The following is a 23,250-nucleotide window of genomic DNA, read 5'->3' on the forward strand; positions in this document are numbered from 1 at the left end:
GTCCGACTCTACTGTGCATTTCATACGCTATTATTCACCAACATATGGTAAAAGTGCCATTTGACGAGCACGTTTAATTGCAACTGTAAGTTTGCGTTGGTATTTTGCGCTTGTCCCTGTTACACGACGAGGTAAAATTTTACCACGCTCAGAAACGAAACGTTTTAATAAATCAACATCTTTATAGTCAATGCGAGTGATGCCGTTAGCTGTGAAGAAACACACCTTACGACGTTTCGCACGTCCACCTTTGCGTCCTGCCATGTCTATTTCCCTCCATTCTTTGTTAAAACTAACAAATTTACTGTATTAGAACGGTAAATCGTCGTCGGAAATGTCGATCGGTTGACCTACATTTGAAAATGGATCGTCATTCTTCGTAAATCCAGAGTTCCCTTGATTACCTTGGTTACCTGAATTACTAGATTGACCAAATGGGTTAGAGCTTTGGTTACCGAAACCAGCTCCTGATGGTTGCTGATTGAATGAACCACGTTGCTCCCCACCGCCATTACGCGGCTCTAAAAATTGTACGCTTTCCGCAAGAACTTCTGTTACATACACACGTTTACCGTCTTGTCCATCGTAATTACGAGTTTGAAGACGTCCATCTACGCCTGCTAAGCTTCCTTTTTTCAAATAATTTGCTACGTTTTCTGCTTGTTTACGCCATATTACACAATTAATAAAGTCAGCTTCACGCTCACCTTGTTGATTCGCAAATGCGCGATTCACAGCTAACGTAAAAGTAGCTACTGCAACACCATTGGGCGTGTAACGTAAGTCAGGGTCCTTAGTTAAACGACCAACGAGGATAACACGATTCATCAATCGAACCACTCTCCCTTATATATCAATTATTTTTCTTCTTCTTTAACAACGATATGACGAAGGATGTCTTCGTTGATCTTAGCTAAACGGTCGAATTCGTTAATCGCTTCTGCGTTAGAGTTCACGTTTAAGATCATGTAGAAACCTTCACGTAAGTCGTTGATTTCGTAAGCTAAACGACGCTTACCCCACTCTTTCGTGTTAATGATTTCTGCACCATTGTTTGTTAAAACACCTGCAAAACGTTCAACTAAAGCTTTTTGAGCTTCTTCTTCAACGCCAGGACGAATGATGTACATAATTTCGTACTTTCTCATTACACTTTCACCTCCTTTTGGTCTAAACGGCCCATAATGGGCAAGGAGCAATTAATTTATAGTAATTACTCACGAGTTTAGATTATATCATAGTAAGTTATATGAATCAACTCACCAATACATAAAAAACTTGGCAAACATATAATATATTCGCCAAGCTCATATCTTTATTTTTCCTAGGAAATATTAAATTAAACGTTAAAACGGAAGTGCATAACATCTCCATCTTTTACGATATACTCTTTTCCTTCTAAACGTACTTTTCCAGCTTCTTTTGCAGCTGTCATAGAACCGTTTGTCATTAAGTCATCGTAAGAAACTGTTTCTGCACGAATAAATCCACGCTCAAAGTCTGTATGAATAACACCAGCACATTGTGGTGCTTTCATACCTTGTTTAAACGTCCATGCACGCACTTCTTGCACACCTGCTGTGAAGTAAGTAGCAAGTCCTAATAGGTCATATGCTGCACGAATTAATTGATCTAAACCAGACTCTTCAATACCTAGTTCCTCAAGGAATACTTTTTTCTCTTCCTCGTCTAATTCAGCGATTTCTGATTCGATTTTTGCACATACAACGATTACTTGAGAATTTTCATTTTCTGCAAATTCTTTTACCATTTGTACGTATTTATTTTCCGAAGGATCGATAATATCGTCTTCACTTACGTTCGCTACGTATAACATTTCTTTTGTTGTAAGTAAATGAAGGCCTTTAACAATCTTCATCTGCTCTTCTGTAAATTCAACAGTACGAGCCGGTTTCCCCTCTTCAAAAGCCTCTTTTAAACGAACTAAAATTTCATGCTCATATACAGCTTCTTTATCTTTTTGTCTTGCTAATTTCGCAACACGCTCGATACGCTTATCAACAGACTCTAAGTCCGCTAAAATTAGCTCTAAGTTGATTGTTTCGATATCATCAATTGGATCTACTTTCCCTGAAACGTGCGTAATATTTTCGTCTTCAAAACAACGAACAACTTGGCAAATTGCATCTACTTGACGAATGTGAGATAAGAATTTATTTCCTAAACCTTCACCTTTACTAGCACCTTTTACGATACCTGCAATATCAGTAAACTCGAATACAGTCGGAACAGTCTTTTTCGGTTCTACTAATTCCGTTAATTTATTTAAACGCTCATCTGGTACTTCTACAATCCCTACGTTTGGATCAATTGTACAGAATGGATAGTTCGCAGATTCTGCTCCTGCTTGTGTAATTGCATTAAATAAAGTGGACTTCCCTACGTTAGGTAATCCAACAATCCCAGCCGTTAATCCCATATTTTTCACTCCTATGTCTCAATCTTTCATCATTATAGATAGTAACGAAAAAAATGACAAGTTTCCGCCAAACGAAAAAAAGTAACAGTTACCTACTGTAACTGTTACTCTCCCTCTATTCTTCGTGCTTCACAAGTATTTTTTTTACCTTACGATCAAACTCTCTTCGAGTAATCATTACTGAATGGTCACATCCCTCGCACTTAATGCGGATATCCATTCCCATACGAATAATTTTCCAACGATTCTCGCCACACGGATGTGCTTTCTTCATTTCCACAACATCGTACAAGTTATATTCCTTTTGCTCCACTCTTCAAACTCCTCCTCTCCATACTAAATTGCTTTTCCACTAACCAATTCTTCACGATTATATAAAACCATACGTGGATATGGAATTTCAATTCCATGTAAATCAAGACGATTTTTAATCTCTTTACGAAGTGCTCTTGCAATAACTGCATGTTGCATCGGCTCTACTTCAGCAATAACACGTAATATAACTTCTGATGCAGCTAACGTTTGCACACCTAATAATTGAGGTGTTGTTACCATTTTTTCGTACTTTGAAGGTAACTCTACTAATAAATCTTCAATAACCTGCTCTGCTTTCGCAATATCAGCCTCATATGAAATAGATACATCAACAAACGCTACACTATTACTAACTGAGTAGTTAGTAACTTGAATAATACTTCCGTTTGGTAAAGTATGAATTTCACCTGTCCAACTCTTTACTTTCGTTGTACGAAGTCCAATTTCTAAAACGACTCCTTCAAATTGACCGATTTTAACATAATCGCCAACTGAAAACTGATCTTCTAACAAAATAAATAAACCTGTAATAACGTCTTTCACTAAACTTTGAGCACCAAATCCGACTGCTAAACCAATTACCCCAGCACCCGCTAATAAACCTGATGCATTAATATCAAACACACCTAAAATCGCAATTAGCATAATGAACATAACAACGTACGCTACAATATTTTCAAGTAATTTCGCTACTGTAACTGTACGACGTTCTGAAATTTGAATTGGAGAACGACTCCCCATGCGAAACGCATTTCGTACAACCGCCCTTGCAATTCGCACAACAACTGCACCAATTGTTAAAATAATACATATTTTTAATGTCGCAACTCCAATATGAGCCCAACGATCAGCATCTAATAAATACTGTTTCATAGAATTAAACCACTTCGCTAATAAATCCATGTACCTCTACCTCTCTAGCTAAAATTTCTTTTTAGTTACCCTTATTATTGTATCAGAAGTCCCCTAATTGCTGAAAAAATTTTATGATTTTAATCCTATTTTATCCCCGACATCCAGGTATAAAATGGAACGAATATATATATACTAGTACTATTATTTCCGTTTTCATTCACATTTTGCAAAAATTACGCACTTATAACTTTCCATTTTCCTCACCATATAACATATATTGAAAATTTATTAAAAGGATGGGTGCTTCATGAATATTGGAAGTTTTCGCTTACCATTTTTTGAGAAAGAAACTCAAAACGTTATGCACCAAGATCTAGAAGCCTCTGAGATAATCAGTAATTTCTTACTTACCCATATTCCTATTAAAACTAATATACCACTCATTCTCGTTTGTATCGGAACAGATCGCTCTACAGGTGACGCACTCGGCCCGTTAGTTGGTACAAAACTTGAACAAATAGACATCCAAAACCTCCAAGTATTCGGTACACTAGATGAGCCAGTACATGCGCTAAATTTAGAAGAGAAAATTCGGAATATACAGAAAGAACATCCTACTGCATTTATAATTGCTGTTGATGCATGTTTAGGAAAGTCCCAAAATATCGGATCAATCACTACTGGAAAGGGACCTAGTAAACCTGGAGCTGCTATGAATAAGAAATTACCTGCAGTTGGTGATTTGCACATACACGGTATCGTCAATCTAAATGGGTTTATGGAGTTTTTCGTTCTTCAAAATACAAGATTAAGTTTAGTCATGAAAATGGCTGATGTAATCGCACAAAGTATAAAAGAGACGGATCAAAAATTATCCGCATTAAAAAAAGCAAACCATCTATAAATAATAAGATGGTTTGCTCTTTAATTTTTCTGTGCTAATAGTTCTAAAATACGATTTAAATCTTCTTTGTTAAAAAATTCAATTTCGATTTTACCTTTTTCTTTTTTCGTCTCTTTAATTTTCACATCTGTGCCAAACTTTTCTCTTAAGAACGTTTCACGTTCTACGAAAAATATATTTCGCTCTTTTTTCACTTTTTTTGTTTCACGTGAAACGTGTTGATTAATCTCTTGGACGATTTTCTCTAATTGACGAACATTTAATCCTTCTTTTTCAATGCGTTTCAATAAGGACTTCAATTGTTCTTCATCTTTTATCGTAAGTAAAGTTCTCCCGTGAGCCATTGAAAGTTGACCATTTGCAATCATATCTTGTACGAAAGAAGGTAGGCTTAATAACCTAGTATAATTTGCAATGTAAGGTCTGCTTTTACCAAGACGTTTCGCTAATTGTTCTTGCGTTACATTTAGCTCATTCATTAACATCTGGTATGCCATTGCCTCTTCCATAGGATTTAAATCTTCTCGTTGTAAGTTTTCTAACAAAGCAAATTCCATCATTTGCTGTTCAGTTAATTGTCTTACAACCGCAGGTACTTTTTCTAAACCAGCCTCTTTTGCAGCACGAAATCGTCTTTCACCTGCAACAATTTCATATCCTTTAATACTCTTCCTAGCAATTAATGGTTGTAGAATACCGTGTTCCTTAATCGAAATTGCTAATTCCTGAATCGCCTCTTTATTAAAGTGTTTACGCGGTTGATATGGATTCGGCCTTAATTCAGTTACAAGAATCTCCTGAATTGTTTCCTCTTCTTTCACATCTAAATCAGGAAAAAACACATTAATTCCTCTTCCTAATCCTTTAGCCACCTGCAATCACTTCCTCTGCTAAATCTATATATACTTCTGCTCCTCTTGATTTAGCGTCATACTGCATAATAGGTTTCCCATGACTTGGAGCCTCGCTCAAGCGTACATTACGCGGAATAATCGAGCGATATACTTTATCCCTAAAATACTTTTTCACTTCATCTATAACTTGGATCCCTAAATTTGTACGGGCATCCAACATCGTTAACAATACACCTTGAATTGCTAAATTTTTATTTAAATGTTTTTGTACAAGTCGAACTGTATTTAATAGCTGACTTAACCCTTCTAGTGCGTAATATTCACACTGTACAGGAATAATAACAGAATCTGCTGCTGTTAATGCATTAATCGTTAATAACCCTAAAGACGGGGGACAGTCGATAATAATATAATCATATTCATCACGGACTGGCTGTAATGCTCTTTGTAAACGTACTTCCCGGGAAATAGTCGGTACCAATTCAATTTCAGCACCAGCCAATTGAATTGTAGCGGGTAGAACATCTAAGTTTTCCGTTGCGGTTTTCTGTATAACCCCTTGAACATCTGCATCTTCCACAAGAACGTTGTAAATACATTGATCTAATTCAGATTTTTCAATTCCCACACCAGTCGTTGCATTTCCTTGAGCATCAATATCTACAAGAAGGACTTTTTTACCTACTTGCGCCAATCCAGCCCCTAAATTAACAGATGTTGTGGTTTTTCCAACACCGCCTTTTTGATTAGCAATAGCAATGATTTTTCCCATGATGTCACCTACTTTCAACCTTTCTATCTTATTCTAGTAACAATTACGTTTATTGTAACATGAAATAAAACTTTTTCTTTTACGTCCTTTATTAAACTTCAAAATTTATTTCTAAACTCCTTCTTCATTTAACAAGAAAATATAGTAAAAGAGACCTCTCCAATAGGATAAGGTCTCTAACACGTCATTATTATTTTTTCTTTGGAATTTTAATTGTAATTTGATAGTACTCATCAAATTCTTCTTCCTCAGAATTAACATTCAAACCACTTTCAGTAACCATTTGTAAAGATTGTCTAATTGTATTCATAGCAATCCTCGTATCTCGACTTACTGCTTTTTGCTTTGCCTTACGCTTCGGTTTTGCTTCCTCTAGTAACTTCGCAATTCGTTCTTCTGTTTGCTTTACATTCAGTTGTTTCTCCACAATTTCCTGTAAAACCTTCAGTTGTAATTCCTCATTTTTTAAAGGAATGAGAGCGCGGGCGTGACGTTCTGTAATGCTTTTCTCTAATAATGCACTTTTTATTTCTTCAGGCAACTTTAACAATCGTAACTTATTTGCGATTGTAGATTGTCCTTTTCCAAGTCGTTGTGCCAATGCTTCTTGTGTTAAATTATGTAACTCAATCAGCTTTTGATATGCCACAGCTTCCTCGATTGCCGTTAGTTCCTCACGTTGCAAGTTTTCAATTAAAGCTACAGAAGCTGTCTCTGTATCATTTAAGTTCTTTATAATTGCAGGAACCTTTTCCCAACCTAACTTTGTTGCTGCGCGAAAGCGTCTTTCTCCAGCAATAATCTCGTACTTATCATCCTCATATTGCCTTACAACAATCGGTTGAATAAGTCCATGTGTACGAATCGTTAATGCTAGCTCATCAATACGCGCATCATCAAAAACTGTTCTTGGTTGATAACGGTTAGGGGTAATATTTACTATCGGAATTTCTTGTATTTCTTCATATACCTTTTTATCTATTTCTTCATGGCTTTCGTCTTGTAATTCGAATTCGCTCTCTTTATCTCCAAAGCCAAATAAACGAGAAAACGTATTTTTCATACATATTCCACCACCTTTTAGGCCTATTGACTATTCTCCATAAAATGTTTCCTATGAAACATTTACGTTTTCATTTATATAATTTAATCTTACGTCTAATAAGATTTATTTTTCAATAGGTAATTTATTGGGCGTTCCCGGTTTGCGTGGATATTTCTTTGGTGTCTTGCGCTTTTTCTCGATTAATAAAATATTACGTTCACTCTCTTCAAACGGTAATTGGAACGTAGACATCTCTTTTAACTCTCCGCCTAGCACCTCTAAAGCATACTTACCATTTTCGATTTCTTCGTTTGCTGCTGCACCTTTCATTGCAATGAATGTTCCTCCAACTTTTACAAGTGGTAAACATAGCTCACTTAATACAGAAAGACGTGCAACTGCACGTGCCATTACAATATCGTATGATTCACGTACACCTTCTTTTTTCCCAAATGTTTCAGCACGATCATGACAAAATGCAACATCACTTAATTCTAACTTTTGTGCTAAGTGATTTAAGAAATTAATACGTTTTTGCAATGAATCTACAATTGTTACTTTTAAGTGCGGGAAACAGATTTTTAAAGGAATACTTGGGAATCCAGCCCCTGCACCAACATCACAAATTGAGAACGGTTTTGAAAAATCATAATAAAAAGCAGCTGTAATAGAATCAAAAAAGTGTTTTAAGTATACTTCTTCTTTTTCTGTAATAGCCGTTAAGTTCATTTTCTCATTCCACTCTACTAATGTTTCAAAGTAGATTTTGAACTGCTCTAACTGTCTAGAAGAGAGGGGGATTCCCTTCTCTTCTAGCATAGATTGAAATTGTTCTATGTTCATCTAGCAATATCTCCTTACTATTTATTGGTTCAATACGCGCGCAATTTTTCCTTGTTCTATATAAACAAGTAAAATGGAAATATCCGCTGGATTTACGCCAGAAATACGTGAAGCCTGCCCCATTGAAAGTGGACGAACATCTTTCAATTTCTGTCTAGCTTCTGAGGCAAGGCTAGAAATCGCATCATAATCAATATCTACAGGTATTTTTTTACTCTCCATTTTCTTCATACGCTCTACTTGCTGTAAAGATTTTTCAATGTATCCTTCGTACTTAATCTGAATTTCAACTTGTTCTGTAACTTCATCACTTAATTCTACTTCACTTGGTACTAAAAGATGAATATGCTCATATGTCATCTCTGGACGACGTAATAAGTCACTTGCACGTATTCCATCTTTCAATTCACTTCCACCAATATTGCGAATTAATTCTTGAACTTCAGGACGTGGTTTAATAATAATGCTGCTTAAACGTTCCTTTTCCTGTTCAATTTGTAATTTTTTATTTGTAAATCGCTCATAGCGCTCTTCTTTAATTAATCCAATTTCACGACCAACTTCAGTTAAACGAAGATCAGCATTATCGTGGCGTAATAATAGACGGTATTCTGCACGAGATGTTAATAAACGATATGGTTCATTTGTACCTTTCGTTACAAGATCATCAATTAAGACACCAATATAAGCATCCTCACGACCTAAAACAACTTCTTTTTTACCTAAAGAACGGCATGCTGCATTAATCCCAGCCATAAGCCCTTGTCCTGCCGCCTCTTCGTAACCAGAAGTTCCATTAATTTGTCCTGCTGTATATAAATTTTTAATCTTTTTCGTTTCAAGTGTTGGCCATAGTTGTGTTGGCACAATCGCATCATATTCAATTGCATAACCTGTGCGCATCATTTCAACATTTTCTAGGCCTGGAATTGTTCTAAGCATGTCACGTTGTACATCTTCTGGTAGGCTTGTGGATAAACCTTGTACATATACTTCTTGTGTATTACGCCCTTCTGGCTCTAAGAAAATTTGATGACGTGGTTTATCATTAAATCTTACTACTTTGTCTTCAATAGAAGGACAGTATCTAGGGCCTGTTCCTTTAATCATACCAGAATACATAGCTGAACGATGTAAATTTTCATCTATTAAACGGTGTGTTTCTGTACTTGTATATGTCAACCAACATGGAATTTGATCCATAATAAATTTCGTTGTTTCAAAAGAGAACGAACGTGGCTTATCATCACCTGGTTGAATTTCTGTTTTACTGTAGTCAATTGTATTACTGTTTACACGCGGAGGTGTCCCTGTTTTAAATCTAACTAGATCAAACCCAAGCTCCTCTAAATGCTCAGATAATGTAATAGACGGTTGTTGATTATTTGGACCGCTTGAATATTTTAAGTCGCCCATGATAATCTCGCCACGTAAAAATGTTCCAGTCGTAATTACAACGGTTTTTGCTGTATATTCTGCACCAGCTTGTGTAACTACCCCTTTACATATACCATCTTCAACGATTAAACGCTCTACCATTCCTTGGAATAACGTTAAGTTTGGTGTTTCTTCAATTGTTTTCTTCAATTCATGTTGGTAAGAGAATTTATCAGCTTGCGCTCGAAGTGCACGTACAGCTGGCCCCTTACCTGTATTTAGCATACGCATTTGAATATGAGTTTTATCAATATTACGTCCCATTTCTCCGCCTAATGCATCAATTTCACGAACAACAATCCCTTTTGCTGGTCCACCAACAGAAGGGTTACATGGCATGAATGCTACCATATCTAAGTTAATTGTTAACATTAATGTTTTTGAGCCCATTCGTGCTGCCGCAAGACCAGCTTCACATCCTGCATGACCTGCACCGATTACTATGACATCGTATGAACCGGCATTGTATCCCATTGTTTATTCCTCCTAATAATCTCTATCTTTCTAAAACATCACTATATTATTTTCCTAAACAAAATTGAGAGAATAACTGGTCAATTAGGCTTTCATGGACTGTGTCACCAGTAATTTCACCAAGTATTTCCCACGTTCTTGTTAAATCAATTTGCACCATATCAATTGGTACACCATTTTCTATTGCCTCAATTGCATCACCGATTGTTTGTCCCGCTTGTGTTAATAATCCAATATGTCTCGCATTAGAAACATATGTCATATCTGCAGAATCGATTGTTCCTTCAAAGAATAAATCAGCTATTGCCTTTTCGAGTTCATCTATTCCTTGTTCCTCAATTAAGGATGTTGTAATAACACGATTTCCCGCGGCTAACTCTGTAACACGTTCCATATCAATCGCTTGCGGTAAATCAGTCTTATTCACAATAACAATAAAGTCTTTTCCTTGTACCGCATGGAATAGATCTTCATCCTCATTTGTTAAAGCCTCGCTATAGTTGACAACAACTAATACTAAATCTGCTTGGCTCATCATTTCTTTTGAACGCTCCACACCAATTCGTTCAACAACATCTTCTGTCTCACGAATACCGGCTGTATCTATAAGTTTAAGAGGTACACCACGCACATTAACGTACTCTTCAATAACATCACGAGTTGTTCCTGCAATATCAGTTACAATTGCTTTTTTCTCCTGAACAAGACTATTTAATAACGATGATTTCCCAACATTAGGTCTACCGATAATTGCTGTAGCAATACCTTCACGTAAAATTTTCCCTTGTTTTGATGTTTCTAATATTTTTTCGATTTCCGAACGAACATGCGTCGCTTTCTCAATTAAAATATTATGTGTCATCTCTTCTACATCATCGTATTCTGGATAATCTATATTTACCTCAACATGAGCTAATGTTTCTAATATTTCTTGACGCAAAAGACCAATTAATTTAGATAATCGCCCTTCCATTTGATTAATTGCTACATTCATCGCACGATCTGTTTTTGCTCGAATCAAATCCATAACAGCTTCTGCTTGTGATAAATCGATACGTCCATTTAAAAAAGCACGTTTTGTAAATTCGCCCGGTTCTGCCAATCGTACTCCTTGCGCTAGAATAAGTTGCAATACTTTATTTACTGAAACAAGTCCGCCATGACAGTTAATTTCCACTATATTTTCACGTGTAAAAGTCCTTGGTGCGCGCATAATAGACACCATAACTTCTTCAATAACTTGATTTGTATCTAAATCAACGATATGACCATAATGAATAGTGTGAGAAGGAACCTCTGTTAAATCCTTCCCTTTAAAAATACGGTCAACTTTCTCAACCGCATCATCCCCACTTACTCGAACAATGGCAATTGCACCCTCTCCAAGCGCTGTGGAAATCGCAGCAATTGTATCAAATTCCATGTCCTTTCACCTCACTTGCTTATTTATCTCTATTTCAACATGATTATTTCTTTCACTAAATTATTAGGATACCATAACGAACCTATCTACAAAAGAAGAATAACTCATTTTATTATATCCCCATGTAAAAAACACTAAACTTATTCACAGTGGATAAGTTTAGTGTTTTTTAGTTATCCACATCTATTTTTCGCTCAAAAAAACCGGCACTCATTTGAGCAACCGGTCATTTAGGAGATATTACAACATGCCGATGTGGTTCATTTCCTTCAGAAGTTGTTTTGATACCTTGATGATTTGATAATGCCTGATGAATAATTTTTCGTTCAAAAGATGGCATCGGTTCTAAAATAACTCTTTTTTTCGTATTAGATACTTGTTTCGCTAATCGATAAGAAAGTGATTCTAGCGTACTTTTTCTTTTACTACGATAATTTTCAGCATCTAGTGTAATACCGATATACTGCTTCGTGTTACGATTTGCAACAAGTTTTGTTAAATACTGTAAAGAGTTTAATGTATTACCTCTTTTTCCAATTAAAACTCCTACATCATCACCAGAAATTGTAAATTCGATCTCGCGTCCTTTTACAACTTTACTAATTTCAACTTCCACACCCATATTGTGAATAACATTTCTTAAATATTCTTCACATTCCTGAATTGGATCTTTCTTCAATACAACTTCTACTACTGCAGGACGATTCCCAAATAAACCTAAGAACCCTCTTTTACCCTCATCGACAATATTTATATCTACTCGATCTTTTGATGTATTTAATTGCCTTAAAGCATCCTCTACTGCCAGCTCGACTGTTTGTCCTTTAGCAGTAATTATACTCACTTGCTTGAGCCTCCAGCTTTGCTAGCCTTAATCTCTGGCCCTTTGATAAAGTACATTTGAGCAATACCAAAGATATTACCAACAACCCAGTAAAGTGATAATGCAGCTGGGAAGTTAATTGCAAAGATTAAAATCATAATCGGCATAAGCCAAAGCATCATTGCCATTTGCGGATTTTGACCAGCTGTTCCTGCCATTGCAAGCTTTTGCTGAATAAATGTCGTAATTGCTGCAACAACCGGTAAGATATAGAACGGATCTGCCTGTCCTAAATCAAACCATAAAAATGTATGTTCACTAATTGCTGTTGTTCTCATAATCGCATGATAAAACGCGAATAAAATAGGCATCTGAACAAATATCGGTAAACATCCTGCCAATGGATTTACACCATTCTTTTGATATAACTGCATCATTTCTTGTTGTAGTTTTTGCTGTGTTGCTTGATCTTTAGAACTATATTTCTCTTTTAACTTCACCATTTCTGGTTGTAACGCTTGCATTGCCTTTGTACTCTTTGTTTGTTTAATCATTAATGGTAATAATGCAAAACGAATGATAAGAGTTGTAATAACAATTGCTAAACCGTAATTACTGTTAAATAAGTCGGCAAAATACGTGATTAACTGAGAAAGCGGATATACGAAATATTCATTCCAAATCCCAGTACTTTTCGATGTAATCGGCTGACCCGTTTCACTACAACCGGTGGCAATCGCCATTAATGCAACGACCATGGCTAGTAAACCTAATTTCTTTTTCAAAGCCTACTCCTCCTTGTATCGGTATGTATATAGTGTAATTCATTTCCTTACGCTACTTTTTTATTCTTTTCATACCAGAGCGTTTAAAGACATGAATTAAGCTTTTCTTTACTTCTTCATATGTCATCTCTGCACAAGGCTTCCTTGCTATTATAACAAAATCTTTTCCAGAATCTATCTCATCTTTTAACTCTGTAATAGCCTGACGGACCATGCGCTTAATTCGATTACGAACTACTGCATTTCCTATTTTCTTGCTAACAGAAAGGCCGATGCGAAAGTTTGGCTGTTCTTCTTTATCTAATTGGTATACAACAAACTGACGATTCGCATTTGATTTTCCTTTTTGAAAAACCGCCTGGAATTCATCATTCTTCTTTATACGATGTTTTTTCTTCATATCAATTGACACTCCTGTATTTCATCAGCGGAAATTCACTATTATTAGAAAAAAAGACCACTGAACGATCAGTGGTCTACGCAGATAATACTTTTCTTCCTTTACGACGACGAGCTGCTAGCACTTTACGTCCGTTCGCTGTGCTCATACGGCTGCGGAAACCATGTACTTTGCTGCGCTTACGTTTATTTGGTTGGTAAGTTCTTTTCATTATATGACACCTCCCTGAGGAATATCTGTTAAAGACAGTCCTATAAATTATAGTTAATCAACTAGGAAAATGTCAATGGTTCTAGAAATTTTCATCAAATATTCATTTTGAACCTATTCACATACTTTTTCACAGCATCTATATTTCCTTGTGGATAAATGTTTTTTCACGTTTTTTATATCCACAAACTTTTTTCACACTTTTACACAGTATATCGTGTTGTGGACAAGTTTATTCCACAAGGTATTGATTTTGTGGATAACTTTCTTAAATTCATTGCTATAGCCACTTTTTTTTGATATTATAGTTGTGTTTTCACTTTGAATAAGTTTTCCACACCTTTATCTTATCCACAATTTGTGTATAACATGTGGACAGTTTTAATCACATGTGGGTAAATAGTTGTCCACATTTGCTTTTTTTGTCGAAAACCCTATCTCATATACAAACGACGTTTTTAGGTTTTAAAATACGTTTCGTATAAATATACATTTTATATTTATTGGGTTGTACATTTGTTGCGCAACCTTATTCTTTTACCATCTTAGTAAAGGAGGGACACCTTTGGAAAATATCTCTGATTTATGGAATAGTGCCTTAAAAGAATTAGAAAAGAAGGTAAGCAAGCCTAGTTATGAAACATGGTTAAAATCAACAACGGCTCATAACTTGAAGAAAGACGTATTAACGATTACAGCTCCAAATGAATTTGCTCGTGACTGGCTAGAATCTCATTACTCAGAACTAATTTCAGAAACACTATACGATTTAACAGGGGCAAAATTAGCAATTCGCTTTATTATTCCCCAAAGTCAAGCTGAAGAGGACATTGATCTTCCTCCAGTTAAGCGGAATCCAGCACAAGATGATTCAGCTCATTTACCACAGAGCATGTTAAATCCAAAATATACATTTGATACATTTGTTATCGGCTCTGGTAACCGTTTTGCCCATGCAGCTTCATTAGCTGTAGCCGAGGCGCCAGCTAAAGCGTATAATCCACTCTTTATTTACGGGGGAGTTGGGCTTGGAAAGACGCATTTAATGCACGCGATTGGCCATTATGTAATTGAACATAATCCAAATGCAAAAGTTGTATATTTATCATCAGAAAAATTCACGAATGAATTTATTAACTCTATCCGTGATAATAAAGCTGTTGATTTTCGTAATAAATATCGCAACGTAGATGTTTTATTGATAGATGATATTCAATTTCTTGCTGGAAAAGAACAAACCCAAGAAGAGTTTTTCCATACATTTAATGCATTACACGAAGAAAGTAAACAAATTGTAATTTCTAGTGATCGACCACCAAAAGAAATTCCAACTTTAGAAGATCGTCTTCGCTCTCGCTTTGAATGGGGACTTATTACAGATATTACGCCGCCAGATTTAGAGACACGAATTGCAATTTTACGCAAAAAAGCAAAAGCTGAAGGGCTTGATATACCAAATGAAGTTATGCTTTATATCGCAAATCAAATTGATTCAAATATTCGTGAATTAGAAGGTGCACTTATCCGAGTTGTAGCTTATTCATCTTTAATTAATAAAGATATTAATGCTGATTTAGCAGCTGAAGCACTTAAAGATATTATTCCAAATTCTAAGCCGAAAATTATCTCTATTTATGATATTCAAAAAGCTGTCGGAGACGTTTATCAAGTAAAATTAGAAGATTTTAAAGCGAAAAAACGTACAAAATCAGTTGCGTTTCCTCGCCAAATTGCAATGTATTTATCACGCGAACTTACGGATTCCTCTTTACCAAAAATAGGTGAAGAATTTGGTGGACGTGATCATACAACAGTTATCCATGCCCATGAAAAAATTTCTAAACTACTAAAAACCGATACGCAATTACAAAAGCAAGTTGAAGAAATTAATGGTATTTTAAAGTAGTAGCTGAATAGTGTGAATAACTTACCTTGTTTTACGCACAGTCTATCCACATGTAGATAGACTGTTTTTACATCCTTCAAAGGGGTTATCCACATATCCACAAGCCCTATTACTATTACTACTATTTTTTATCTTTATTAATTAAATAAAATCTTATACTTACCGGAGGTTTTTCTTTATGCGTTTTACAATACAAAAAGACTATCTTGTAAGAGGTGTACAAGATGTAATGAAGGCAGTTTCTTCTCGTACAACAATCCCCATCCTTACGGGAATTAAAGTTGTAGCTACTGAAGAAGGGGTTACATTAACAGGAAGCGATGCTGATATTTCTATTGAATCGTTTATTCCAGTCGAAGAAGATGGAAAAGAAATCGTAGAAATAGCTCAATCAGGAAGCATTGTTTTACAAGCAAAATATTTTAGTGAGATTGTAAAAAAACTACCTAAGGATACTGTCGAAATTTCTGTGGAAAATCATTTTATGACAAAAATAAAATCTGGAAAATCAGAGTTTAACTTAAATGGTTTAGATTCTGCAGAATATCCGTTATTACCACAGATTGAAGAACATCATGTATTTAAGATACCAACAGATTTACTTAAGCATATGATCAGACAAACTGTATTTGCAGTTTCTACTTCTGAAACAAGACCAATCTTGACAGGTGTAAACTGGAAGGTATATAACAGCGAGTTAACTTGTATTGCAACAGATAGTCATAGACTGGCACTTCGAAAAGCGAAAATCGAAGGACATAATATTGCAGATGAATTTCAAGCTAATGTTGTTATTCCAGGTAAGAGCTTAAATGAATTAAGTAAAATTCTGGATGAGTCTGAAGAAATGGTAGATATTGTAATTACGGAGTATCAAGTATTATTCCGTACAAAACATTTATTATTCTTCTCAAGATTGTTAGAAGGAAATTATCCAGATACGACACGTTTAATTCCAGCAGAGAGTAAAACGGATATTTTTGTAAATACAAAAGAATTCCTACAAGCAATTGATCGTGCTTCACTATTAGCGAGAGATGGCCGCAATAACGTTGTCAAATTATCAACTTTAGAGCAAGAAATGCTAGAGATTTCCTCGAATTCACCAGAAATTGGAAAAGTTGTCGAAGAAGTACAATGTGAAAAAGTAGATGGAGAAGAGTTAAAAATATCTTTTAGTGCAAAATATATGATGGATGCATTGAAAGCTCTAGATAGTACAGAGATTAAAGTTAGCTTTACTGGAGCGATGAGACCGTTCTTAATTCGTACAGTAAATGATGATTCAATTATTCAATTGATTTTACCGGTTCGTACTTATTAGGTAAGGAATAAGGGTTGCTAGTTTAAAGATGCTAGTGACCCTTATTTGATTTTTGGGTATTACTTTCCTAATGTTAGTTTATTTAGTACAATGAAAGAATGAACACTTTCAGAAAGTGAGCGATTTTATGAAACGTATTAAAATTTCAACAGAGTATATTACACTAGGACAGTTTTTAAAGTTAGCTGATATAATTGATACAGGTGGCGCTGTAAAATGGTTTTTACAAGAATACGAAGTGTACGTGAACAACGAACTTGAAAATAGAAGAGGTCGCAAACTATATGCGAACGATATTATTGAAATTCCAGGAAGCGGAACTTTCCAAGTTCAGGCATAAAGGGGGAGCCCTTTGTTTATTTCAAAAATACAATTAAAAAACTATCGAAATTATGAAAAATTAGAGCTTTCCTTTGAAGATAAGGTAAATGTAATTATCGGCGAAAACGCACAAGGGAAAACAAATTTGATGGAAGCTATTTATGTTTTAGCGATGGCGAAATCTCATAGAACCTCTAATGATCGCGAACTTATCCGCTGGGATGAAGATTTTGGTCAAATAAAAGGGAAATTACAAAAAAGAAACAGTTCTTTGTCTTTGGAATTAAATATTTCGAAAAAAGGCAAAAAGGCAAAACTAAATCAACTTGAACAACAAAAGTTAAGTCAATATATTGGCGTGATGAACGTTGTCATGTTTGCCCCAGAAGATTTAAATCTTGTAAAAGGAAGCCCTCAAGTAAGAAGACGCTTTTTAGATATGGAATTAGGACAAATAGCTCCTGTATATTTGTATGAATTAAGTCAATATCAAAAGGTGCTCACGCAACGAAATCACTTGTTGAAAAAAATGCAAGGGAATAGTAAGAATGAGGAAACGATGTTGGATGTATTTACACTTCAACTAATTGAGCATGGTGCGAAAATACTGCAAAAACGTTTTGAATTTTTGCAGTTGCTACAGGAATGGGCAGCTCCAATTCATCGGGGTATAAGCCGTGGATTAGAAGAGTTAGAAATTGTCTATAAACCAAGTGTAGATGTATCAGAATCAATGGATTTGTCGAAAATAAAAGAAGTATACTATGAAAGTTTTCAATCTGTGAAACAACGTGAAATTTTCCGTGGTACGACTTTAATTGGTCCTCATCGTGATGATTTACAATTCTTCGTTAATAGTAAAAATGTTCAAGTCTTTGGTTCGCAAGGACAACAACGAACGACCGCACTATCCCTAAAATTAGCTGAAATTGAATTAATTTATTCAGAGGTTAAAGAATATCCAATCCTTTTGCTGGATGATGTTTTATCAGAATTAGACGATTATCGTCAATCACATCTGTTAAATACAATTCAAGGAAAGGTGCAAACATTTGTTACAACGACGAGTGTCGACGGAATTGAACACGAAACATTAAAAGATGCGAAAACAATTCATGTAACGAACGGCACGGTAGATTGTGAAATAGATAGGGCATAAACCCCTGTTTAAATGGAAAAGTAGGTGATCTTTGTGTCAATGGAACAAAAACAAATGCAAGAAAATGCATATGATGAAAGTCAGATACAGGTACTTGAAGGACTAGAGGCAGTTCGGAAACGTCCGGGTATGTATATTGGATCTACGAGTGGGAAGGGACTTCACCACCTTGTATGGGAGATTGTCGATAATAGTATCGATGAAGCGTTAGCAGGGTATTGCGATGAAATTAACGTTAGTATTGAAGAAGATAATAGTATTCTTGTAACGGATAATGGACGTGGTATTCCAGTTGGTATACAAGAAAAAATGGGACGTCCTGCAGTAGAGGTTATTATGACTGTCCTCCACGCTGGTGGTAAATTTGGCGGTGGCGGTTACAAAGTTTCTGGTGGTTTGCATGGTGTTGGTGCATCTGTTGTAAATGCCTTATCAACAGAATTAGAAGTATTTGTACATCGTGATGGTAAAATCCATTACCAAAAATACGAAAGAGGTATTCCGGTTGCAGACTTAAAAGTCATCGGTGATACAGATAAGACTGGAACAATAACTCGCTTTAAACCGGATCCAGAAATTTTTAAAGAGACGACAGAATATGAATTCGATACGCTAGCGACTCGTATGCGTGAGTTGGCGTTTTTAAATCGTAATATTAAATTAACAATTGAAGATAAACGTGAACATAAGCAAAAGAAAGAGTTTCACTATGAGGGTGGAATTAAATCATATGTTGAACATTTAAATCGTTCAAAACAACCAATTCATGAAGAGCCTGTATATGTAGAAGGTTCAAAAGATGGTATTCAAGTTGAAGTTGCGCTTCAATATAACGAAGGATATACAAATCATATTTACTCATTTACAAATAATATTCATACGTATGAAGGTGGTACACATGAGGTGGGATTTAAAACTGCCTTAACACGTGTGATTAACGATTATGGTCGTAAAAATAACATTTTAAAAGATGCGGATAGTAATTTGACTGGTGAAGATGTTCGTGAAGGTTTAACAGCAATCGTGTCAATTAAACATCCAAATCCGCAATTTGAAGGGCAAACGAAGACGAAACTTGGAAATAGTGAAGCGAGAACGATTACGGAATCAGTATTCTCAGAGGCTTTTGAAAAATTCTTACTGGAAAATCCTAATGTTGCACGTAAGATCGTAGATAAAGGAACGATGGCAGCGCGTGCGCGTGTAGCAGCTAAAAAGGCTCGTGAGCTAACTCGCCGAAAGAGTGCTTTAGAAGTTTCGAGTTTACCAGGGAAATTGGCAGATTGCTCTTCTAAAGATCCAGCAATTAGTGAAATTTATATCGTAGAGGGTGACTCTGCGGGTGGATCTGCAAAACAAGGACGCGATCGTCATTTTCAAGCAATTTTACCGCTGAAGGGTAAAATTATTAATGTTGAAAAGGCACGCTTAGATAAGATTTTATCAAATGATGAAGTGCGTACAATTATTACGGCGATTGGTACAAATATTGGTGGGGACTTCGATATCGAAAAAGCACGCTATCATAAAGTTATTATTATGACCGATGCCGATGTTGATGGTGCGCATATTCGTACCCTATTATTAACGTTCTTCTATCGTTATATGCGTCAAATAATTGAGTGTGGATATATATATATCGCGCAGCCACCTTTGTTTAAGGTGCAACAAGGTAAAAAAATTCAATATGCTTATAATGATAAAGAACTTGAAAAAATATTAGCTGAGTTACCAGCCCAGCCGAAACCAGGAATTCAACGTTATAAAGGTCTTGGAGAGATGAATCCAACTCAGCTATGGGAGACGACAATGGATCCAGAAGTACGTTCATTACTTCAAGTTTCTCTTCAAGATGCAATAGAAGCAGATGAAACATTTGAAATTTTAATGGGTGATAAAGTGGAACCACGTCGTAACTTTATCCAAGAGAATGCAAAATACGTGAAAAACCTTGATATTTAAATGAGTAATGACAGGAATCTAAGTATTCCTGTCTTCTACATATAAATCAATGTATGTGTAACGGAAACGTAAGAGGAGGTGCTCGTTGATGTCAGACAATCAACAACAAGCACGAATTCGAGAAATTAATATTAGTCATGAAATGCGTACCTCATTTTTAGATTACGCAATGAGTGTTATCGTATCTCGTGCATTACCAGATGTTCGTGATGGATTAAAACCTGTGCATCGTAGGGTTTTATATGCGATGAATGATTTAGGAATTACAGCTGATAAAGCGTATAAGAAATCAGCACGTATTGTCGGTGAAGTAATCGGTAAGTATCACCCTCATGGTGATTCAGCCGTTTATGAAACAATGGTACGTATGGCGCAAGATTTTAGTCAACGTTATATGCTTGTAGATGGGCATGGTAACTTCGGTTCTGTAGATGGAGATTCAGCAGCGGCAATGCGTTATACAGAGGCAAGAATGTCTAAGATTTCTATGGAATTAATACGTGATATTTCAAAAAATACAATTGATTATCAAGATAACTACGATGGTTCGGAAAGAGAGCCGATTGTATTACCAGCGCGTTTCCCTAATTTATTAGTAAACGGTACGACAGGTATTGCAGTTGGTATGGCAACGAATATTCCGCCGCATCAACTTGGCGAAGTAATTGATGGTGTGTTGGCATTAAGTCATAACCCGGATATTACTATCGCGGAATTAATGGAATATATTCCTGGACCAGACTTCCCGACATCAGGTTTAATCTTAGGTCGAAGTGGCATCCGTAGAGCTTATGAAACAGGGCGCGGTTCTATTATGCTTCGTGCCAAAGTTGAAATTGAAGAGAAATCAAATGGTAAACAATCTATTATCGTAACGGAACTACCTTATCAAGTTAATAAGGCACGATTAATTGAAAAAATCGCAGAATTAGTTCGCGATAAGAAAATTGAAGGTATTACAGATTTACGTGATGAATCAGACCGAAATGGTATGCGTATTGTCATGGAAGTACGTCGTGATGCCAATGCAAACGTACTATTAAACAATCTATATAAACATACAGCACTTCAAACAAGTTTCGGTATTAATATGTTATCTCTTGTAAATGGAGAGCCTCAAGTACTAAATTTAAAACAAAACTTATATCATTATTTGGAGCACCAGAAGGTAGTAATCCGTAGACGTACTGCTTATGAACTAGAAAAAGCAGAGGCACGTGCTCATATTTTAGAAGGATTACGAATTGCTTTAGATCATCTTGATGAAGTTATTACGTTAATTCGTAGTTCCAAAACGGCTGATATTGCAAAACAAGGTTTAATGGAACGTTTCGGTTTAAGTGAGAAACAAGCGCAAGCGATTTTAGATATGCGTCTGCAACGCTTAACTGGATTAGAACGTGAAAAAATCGAGCAAGAATATCAAGACTTAATGAATTTAATTGCTGAATTAAAAGCGATTTTAGCAGATGAAGAGAAAGTTCTTGAGATTATTCGTGAAGAATTAATAGAAGTAAAAGAGCGTTTCAATGATAAGAGACGAACAGAAATTACAATTGGCGGTATGGAATTTATTGAAGATGAAGATTTAATTCCTGAGCAAAATATTGCGATTACGTTAACTCATAACGGTTATATTAAGAGGTTACCAGCTTCTACGTACAAAACACAGAACCGTGGGGGACGTGGTGTACAAGGAATGGGTACGAATGATGATGACTTTGTTGAACACTTATTAACAACGTCTACTCATGATCATATTTTATTCTTTACAAACAAGGGTAAAGTATACCGTACGAAAGGATATGAAATCCCAGAGTATAGTCGTACTGCAAAAGGGCTACCAATTATTAACCTATTAGGAGTAGATAAGGGTGAGTGGATCAATGCCATTATTCCAATACGTGAATTTGGTGACGACCAGTTCTTATTCTTTACAACGAAACAAGGTATTTCTAAGAGAACACCACTTTCATCATTTGCAAATATACGTACGAACGGTTTAATTGCAATTTCGCTTCGTGAAGAAGATGAAGTGATTTCTGTACGTTTAACATCTGGCGATAAAGATATTATCGTAGGGACAAGCAACGGTATGTTAATTCGCTTCAATGAACAAGATGTACGTTCTATGGGCCGTAATGCAGCTGGTGTAAAAGCTATTACATTAGGCGAAGAGGACCAAGTAGTAGGTATGGAAATTGTTGAAGAAGATACGAATGTCTTAATTGTAACGAAAAACGGGTATGGTAAGCGTACTCCAGTTGAAGAGTATCGACTACAAAGCCGTGGTGGTAAAGGTCTTAAGACTTGTAACATTACAGATAAAAACGGTAAGTTAGTAGCGGTTAAGTCTGTAACAGGTGAAGAAGACATCATGCTAATTACAGCCGCAGGCGTTATTATTCGTATGCCAGTTGATCAAATCTCTCAAATGGGACGTAATACACAAGGTGTTCGTCTAATTCGTTTAGAGGATGAGCAAGAGGTAGCGACAGTAGCAAAAGCACAGAAAGATGAAGAAGAAGAATCTAATGAAGAGGTTTCTTCTGAAGAATAAGAGGGTGGATTTTTCCCCCTCTTATTTTTTTATAATAATACTTGCATAGTGATAGAAAAGTCTATATAATAGGCAGAGTCAGCAAATGAGAGGTACAAATTATCTTGAAAAACTTGTTGACGAAAATAATATACTATGATATATTATAAAAGTCGCTGAAACGCGATATTGAACTTTGAAAACTAAACGAAACAAACAACGTGAAACGTCAATTTTTATTTTTAGATGCTAGACAAACTAACTTTATTGGAGAGTTTGATCCTGGCTCAGGATGAACGCTGGCGGCGTGCCTAATACATGCAAGTCGAGCGAATGGATTGAGAGCTTGCTCTCAAGAAGTTAGCGGCGGACGGGTGAGTAACACGTGGGTAACCTGCCCATAAGACTGGGATAACTCCGGGAAACCGGGGCTAATACCGGATAACATTTTGAACTGCA

23 protein-coding genes and 1 rRNA gene (1 of these 24 only partly in view) are annotated in these 23,250 nt (G+C 35.9%); 8 read left to right on the plus strand and 16 right to left on the minus strand.

Features of this window, described 5'->3' with window-relative positions; genetic code table 11:
- Positions 1-30: 30 nt before the first annotated feature.
- From rpsR to JFU02_RS19090, 6 genes are all read right to left on the minus strand, one after another.
- Positions 31-264: a 30S ribosomal protein S18 gene (rpsR, locus tag JFU02_RS19065; RefSeq protein WP_000918873.1), complete on the minus strand. Its 234-nt coding sequence runs from the start codon at positions 262-264 to the stop codon at positions 31-33.
- Between the two features lie 45 nt (positions 265-309).
- A complete protein-coding gene (ssb, locus tag JFU02_RS19070; protein WP_000981963.1) occupies positions 310-831 on the minus strand; it encodes a single-stranded DNA-binding protein in 522 nt (173 codons plus the stop codon).
- 26 nt (positions 832-857) lie between these two features.
- A complete protein-coding gene (gene rpsF / locus JFU02_RS19075) occupies positions 858-1,148 on the minus strand; it encodes a 30S ribosomal protein S6 (RefSeq protein WP_001233781.1) in 291 nt (96 codons plus the stop codon).
- Between the two features lie 191 nt (positions 1,149-1,339).
- Positions 1,340-2,440, minus strand: coding sequence for a redox-regulated ATPase YchF (ychF, locus tag JFU02_RS19080; protein WP_000524658.1), 1,101 nt, complete (start codon positions 2,438-2,440; stop codon positions 1,340-1,342).
- Positions 2,441-2,555: 115 nt separating this feature from the next.
- Positions 2,556-2,753, minus strand: coding sequence for a DUF951 domain-containing protein (locus tag JFU02_RS19085; protein ID WP_000435486.1), 198 nt, complete (start codon positions 2,751-2,753; stop codon positions 2,556-2,558).
- A 23-nt stretch (positions 2,754-2,776) separates the two neighbouring features.
- Positions 2,777-3,658 carry a mechanosensitive ion channel family protein gene (locus tag JFU02_RS19090; protein WP_000364814.1) on the minus strand — a complete coding sequence of 294 codons (882 nt, stop codon included), beginning with the start codon at positions 3,656-3,658 and terminating at the stop codon, positions 2,777-2,779.
- 259 nt (positions 3,659-3,917) lie between these two features.
- Here JFU02_RS19090 and yyaC point away from each other — a divergent pair, with 259 nt between their 5' ends.
- Positions 3,918-4,514: a spore protease YyaC gene (gene yyaC, locus JFU02_RS19095; protein WP_001020716.1), complete on the plus strand. Its 597-nt coding sequence runs from the start codon at positions 3,918-3,920 to the stop codon at positions 4,512-4,514.
- A gap of 20 nt (positions 4,515-4,534) precedes the next feature.
- Here the strand turns inward: yyaC and spo0J are convergent, their stop codons facing one another.
- The 10 genes from spo0J to rpmH form a co-directional block, all read right to left on the minus strand.
- Entirely contained in the window at positions 4,535-5,386 is an 852-nt protein-coding gene (spo0J, locus tag JFU02_RS19100) for a stage 0 sporulation protein Spo0J (protein ID WP_001051832.1), read from the minus strand.
- Positions 5,379-6,140 carry a sporulation initiation inhibitor protein Soj gene (soj, locus tag JFU02_RS19105; protein WP_000516114.1) on the minus strand — a complete coding sequence of 254 codons (762 nt, stop codon included), beginning with the start codon at positions 6,138-6,140 and terminating at the stop codon, positions 5,379-5,381. The genes spo0J and soj overlap by 8 nt, the downstream gene beginning before the upstream one ends.
- A gap of 190 nt (positions 6,141-6,330) precedes the next feature.
- Complete coding sequence (noc, locus tag JFU02_RS19110; protein WP_000799016.1) at positions 6,331-7,203, minus strand: nucleoid occlusion protein; 873 nt, start codon at positions 7,201-7,203, stop codon at positions 6,331-6,333.
- 105 nt (positions 7,204-7,308) lie between these two features.
- Positions 7,309-8,028: a 16S rRNA (guanine(527)-N(7))-methyltransferase RsmG gene (rsmG, locus tag JFU02_RS19115; RefSeq protein ID WP_001019617.1), complete on the minus strand. Its 720-nt coding sequence runs from the start codon at positions 8,026-8,028 to the stop codon at positions 7,309-7,311.
- 21 nt (positions 8,029-8,049) lie between these two features.
- Positions 8,050-9,939 (minus strand): tRNA uridine-5-carboxymethylaminomethyl(34) synthesis enzyme MnmG, encoded by a 1,890-nt coding sequence (gene mnmG / locus JFU02_RS19120; protein WP_201071492.1) that lies wholly within the window; start codon positions 9,937-9,939, stop codon positions 8,050-8,052.
- Positions 9,940-9,985: 46 nt separating this feature from the next.
- On the minus strand, positions 9,986-11,362 hold the full coding sequence (gene mnmE / locus JFU02_RS19125; RefSeq protein ID WP_061667496.1) for a tRNA uridine-5-carboxymethylaminomethyl(34) synthesis GTPase MnmE: 1,377 nt from the start codon (positions 11,360-11,362) through the stop codon (positions 9,986-9,988).
- Positions 11,363-11,588: 226 nt separating this feature from the next.
- Positions 11,589-12,206 carry an RNA-binding cell elongation regulator Jag/EloR gene (jag, locus tag JFU02_RS19130; protein ID WP_000022797.1) on the minus strand — a complete coding sequence of 206 codons (618 nt, stop codon included), beginning with the start codon at positions 12,204-12,206 and terminating at the stop codon, positions 11,589-11,591.
- Complete coding sequence (gene spoIIIJ, locus JFU02_RS19135) at positions 12,203-12,970, minus strand: YidC family membrane integrase SpoIIIJ (protein WP_000727741.1); 768 nt, start codon at positions 12,968-12,970, stop codon at positions 12,203-12,205. The genes jag and spoIIIJ overlap by 4 nt, the downstream gene beginning before the upstream one ends.
- A 52-nt stretch (positions 12,971-13,022) precedes the next feature.
- Positions 13,023-13,370 carry a ribonuclease P protein component gene (gene rnpA / locus JFU02_RS19140; protein ID WP_000726621.1) on the minus strand — a complete coding sequence of 116 codons (348 nt, stop codon included), beginning with the start codon at positions 13,368-13,370 and terminating at the stop codon, positions 13,023-13,025.
- A gap of 76 nt (positions 13,371-13,446) precedes the next feature.
- A complete protein-coding gene (gene rpmH, locus JFU02_RS19145) occupies positions 13,447-13,581 on the minus strand; it encodes a 50S ribosomal protein L34 (RefSeq protein WP_000831901.1) in 135 nt (44 codons plus the stop codon).
- Positions 13,582-14,145: 564 nt separating this feature from the next.
- On the opposite strand from rpmH, the gene dnaA reads away from it, so the two are divergent.
- From dnaA to JFU02_RS19180, 7 genes are all read left to right on the plus strand, one after another.
- Complete coding sequence (gene dnaA, locus JFU02_RS19150; protein ID WP_000428018.1) at positions 14,146-15,486, plus strand: chromosomal replication initiator protein DnaA; 1,341 nt, start codon at positions 14,146-14,148, stop codon at positions 15,484-15,486.
- A gap of 178 nt (positions 15,487-15,664) precedes the next feature.
- Positions 15,665-16,810, plus strand: coding sequence for a DNA polymerase III subunit beta (gene dnaN, locus JFU02_RS19155; protein ID WP_001212884.1), 1,146 nt, complete (start codon positions 15,665-15,667; stop codon positions 16,808-16,810).
- A 127-nt stretch (positions 16,811-16,937) separates the two neighbouring features.
- Positions 16,938-17,150 (plus strand): S4 domain-containing protein YaaA, encoded by a 213-nt coding sequence (gene yaaA / locus JFU02_RS19160; RefSeq protein WP_000821361.1) that lies wholly within the window; start codon positions 16,938-16,940, stop codon positions 17,148-17,150.
- 12 nt (positions 17,151-17,162) lie between these two features.
- On the plus strand, positions 17,163-18,290 hold the full coding sequence (gene recF, locus JFU02_RS19165; protein ID WP_061667494.1) for a DNA replication/repair protein RecF: 1,128 nt from the start codon (positions 17,163-17,165) through the stop codon (positions 18,288-18,290).
- Between the two features lie 39 nt (positions 18,291-18,329).
- The gene (gene gyrB / locus JFU02_RS19170) at positions 18,330-20,252 is read left to right on the plus strand and encodes a DNA topoisomerase (ATP-hydrolyzing) subunit B (RefSeq protein ID WP_000435979.1); all 1,923 of its coding nucleotides are present in this window, start codon (positions 18,330-18,332) and stop codon (positions 20,250-20,252) included.
- A gap of 88 nt (positions 20,253-20,340) precedes the next feature.
- Positions 20,341-22,812 carry a DNA gyrase subunit A gene (gene gyrA / locus JFU02_RS19175; RefSeq protein WP_061667492.1) on the plus strand — a complete coding sequence of 824 codons (2,472 nt, stop codon included), beginning with the start codon at positions 20,341-20,343 and terminating at the stop codon, positions 22,810-22,812.
- Positions 22,813-23,055: 243 nt separating this feature from the next.
- Positions 23,056-23,250 (plus strand): 16S ribosomal RNA (locus JFU02_RS19180); it runs 1,357 nt beyond the window's last position.

Source organism: Bacillus sp. TH13, from assembly GCF_016651175.1.
Classification (GTDB): domain Bacteria; phylum Bacillota; class Bacilli; order Bacillales; family Bacillaceae_G; genus Bacillus_A; species Bacillus_A thuringiensis_S.

Bases quoted from the DNA above. Each gene is read 5' to 3' on its own strand.
- ychF (WP_000524658.1), bottom strand. From the start codon at position 2,440: ATGGGATTAACGGCTGGGATTGTTGGATTACCTAACGTAGGGAAGTCC.
- JFU02_RS19090 (WP_000364814.1), bottom strand. From the start codon at position 3,658: ATGGATTTATTAGCGAAGTGGTTTAATTCTATGAAACAGTATTTATTA.
- rpmH (WP_000831901.1), bottom strand. From the start codon at position 13,581: ATGAAAAGAACTTACCAACCAAATAAACGTAAGCGCAGCAAAGTACAT.
- soj (WP_000516114.1), bottom strand. From the start codon at position 6,140: ATGGGAAAAATCATTGCTATTGCTAATCAAAAAGGCGGTGTTGGAAAA.
- rpsF (WP_001233781.1), bottom strand. From the start codon at position 1,148: ATGAGAAAGTACGAAATTATGTACATCATTCGTCCTGGCGTTGAAGAA.
- yaaA (WP_000821361.1), top strand. From the start codon at position 16,938: ATGAAACGTATTAAAATTTCAACAGAGTATATTACACTAGGACAGTTT.
- yyaC (WP_001020716.1), top strand. From the start codon at position 3,918: ATGAATATTGGAAGTTTTCGCTTACCATTTTTTGAGAAAGAAACTCAA.
- mnmG (WP_201071492.1), bottom strand. From the start codon at position 9,939: ATGGGATACAATGCCGGTTCATACGATGTCATAGTAATCGGTGCAGGT.
- rpsR (WP_000918873.1), bottom strand. From the start codon at position 264: ATGGCAGGACGCAAAGGTGGACGTGCGAAACGTCGTAAGGTGTGTTTC.
- dnaN (WP_001212884.1), top strand. From the start codon at position 15,665: ATGCGTTTTACAATACAAAAAGACTATCTTGTAAGAGGTGTACAAGAT.
- rnpA (WP_000726621.1), bottom strand. From the start codon at position 13,370: ATGAAGAAAAAACATCGTATAAAGAAGAATGATGAATTCCAGGCGGTT.
- noc (WP_000799016.1), bottom strand. From the start codon at position 7,203: ATGAAAAATACGTTTTCTCGTTTATTTGGCTTTGGAGATAAAGAGAGC.
- gyrA (WP_061667492.1), top strand. From the start codon at position 20,341: ATGTCAGACAATCAACAACAAGCACGAATTCGAGAAATTAATATTAGT.
- rsmG (WP_001019617.1), bottom strand. From the start codon at position 8,028: ATGAACATAGAACAATTTCAATCTATGCTAGAAGAGAAGGGAATCCCC.
- mnmE (WP_061667496.1), bottom strand. From the start codon at position 11,362: ATGGAATTTGATACAATTGCTGCGATTTCCACAGCGCTTGGAGAGGGT.
- gyrB (WP_000435979.1), top strand. From the start codon at position 18,330: ATGGAACAAAAACAAATGCAAGAAAATGCATATGATGAAAGTCAGATA.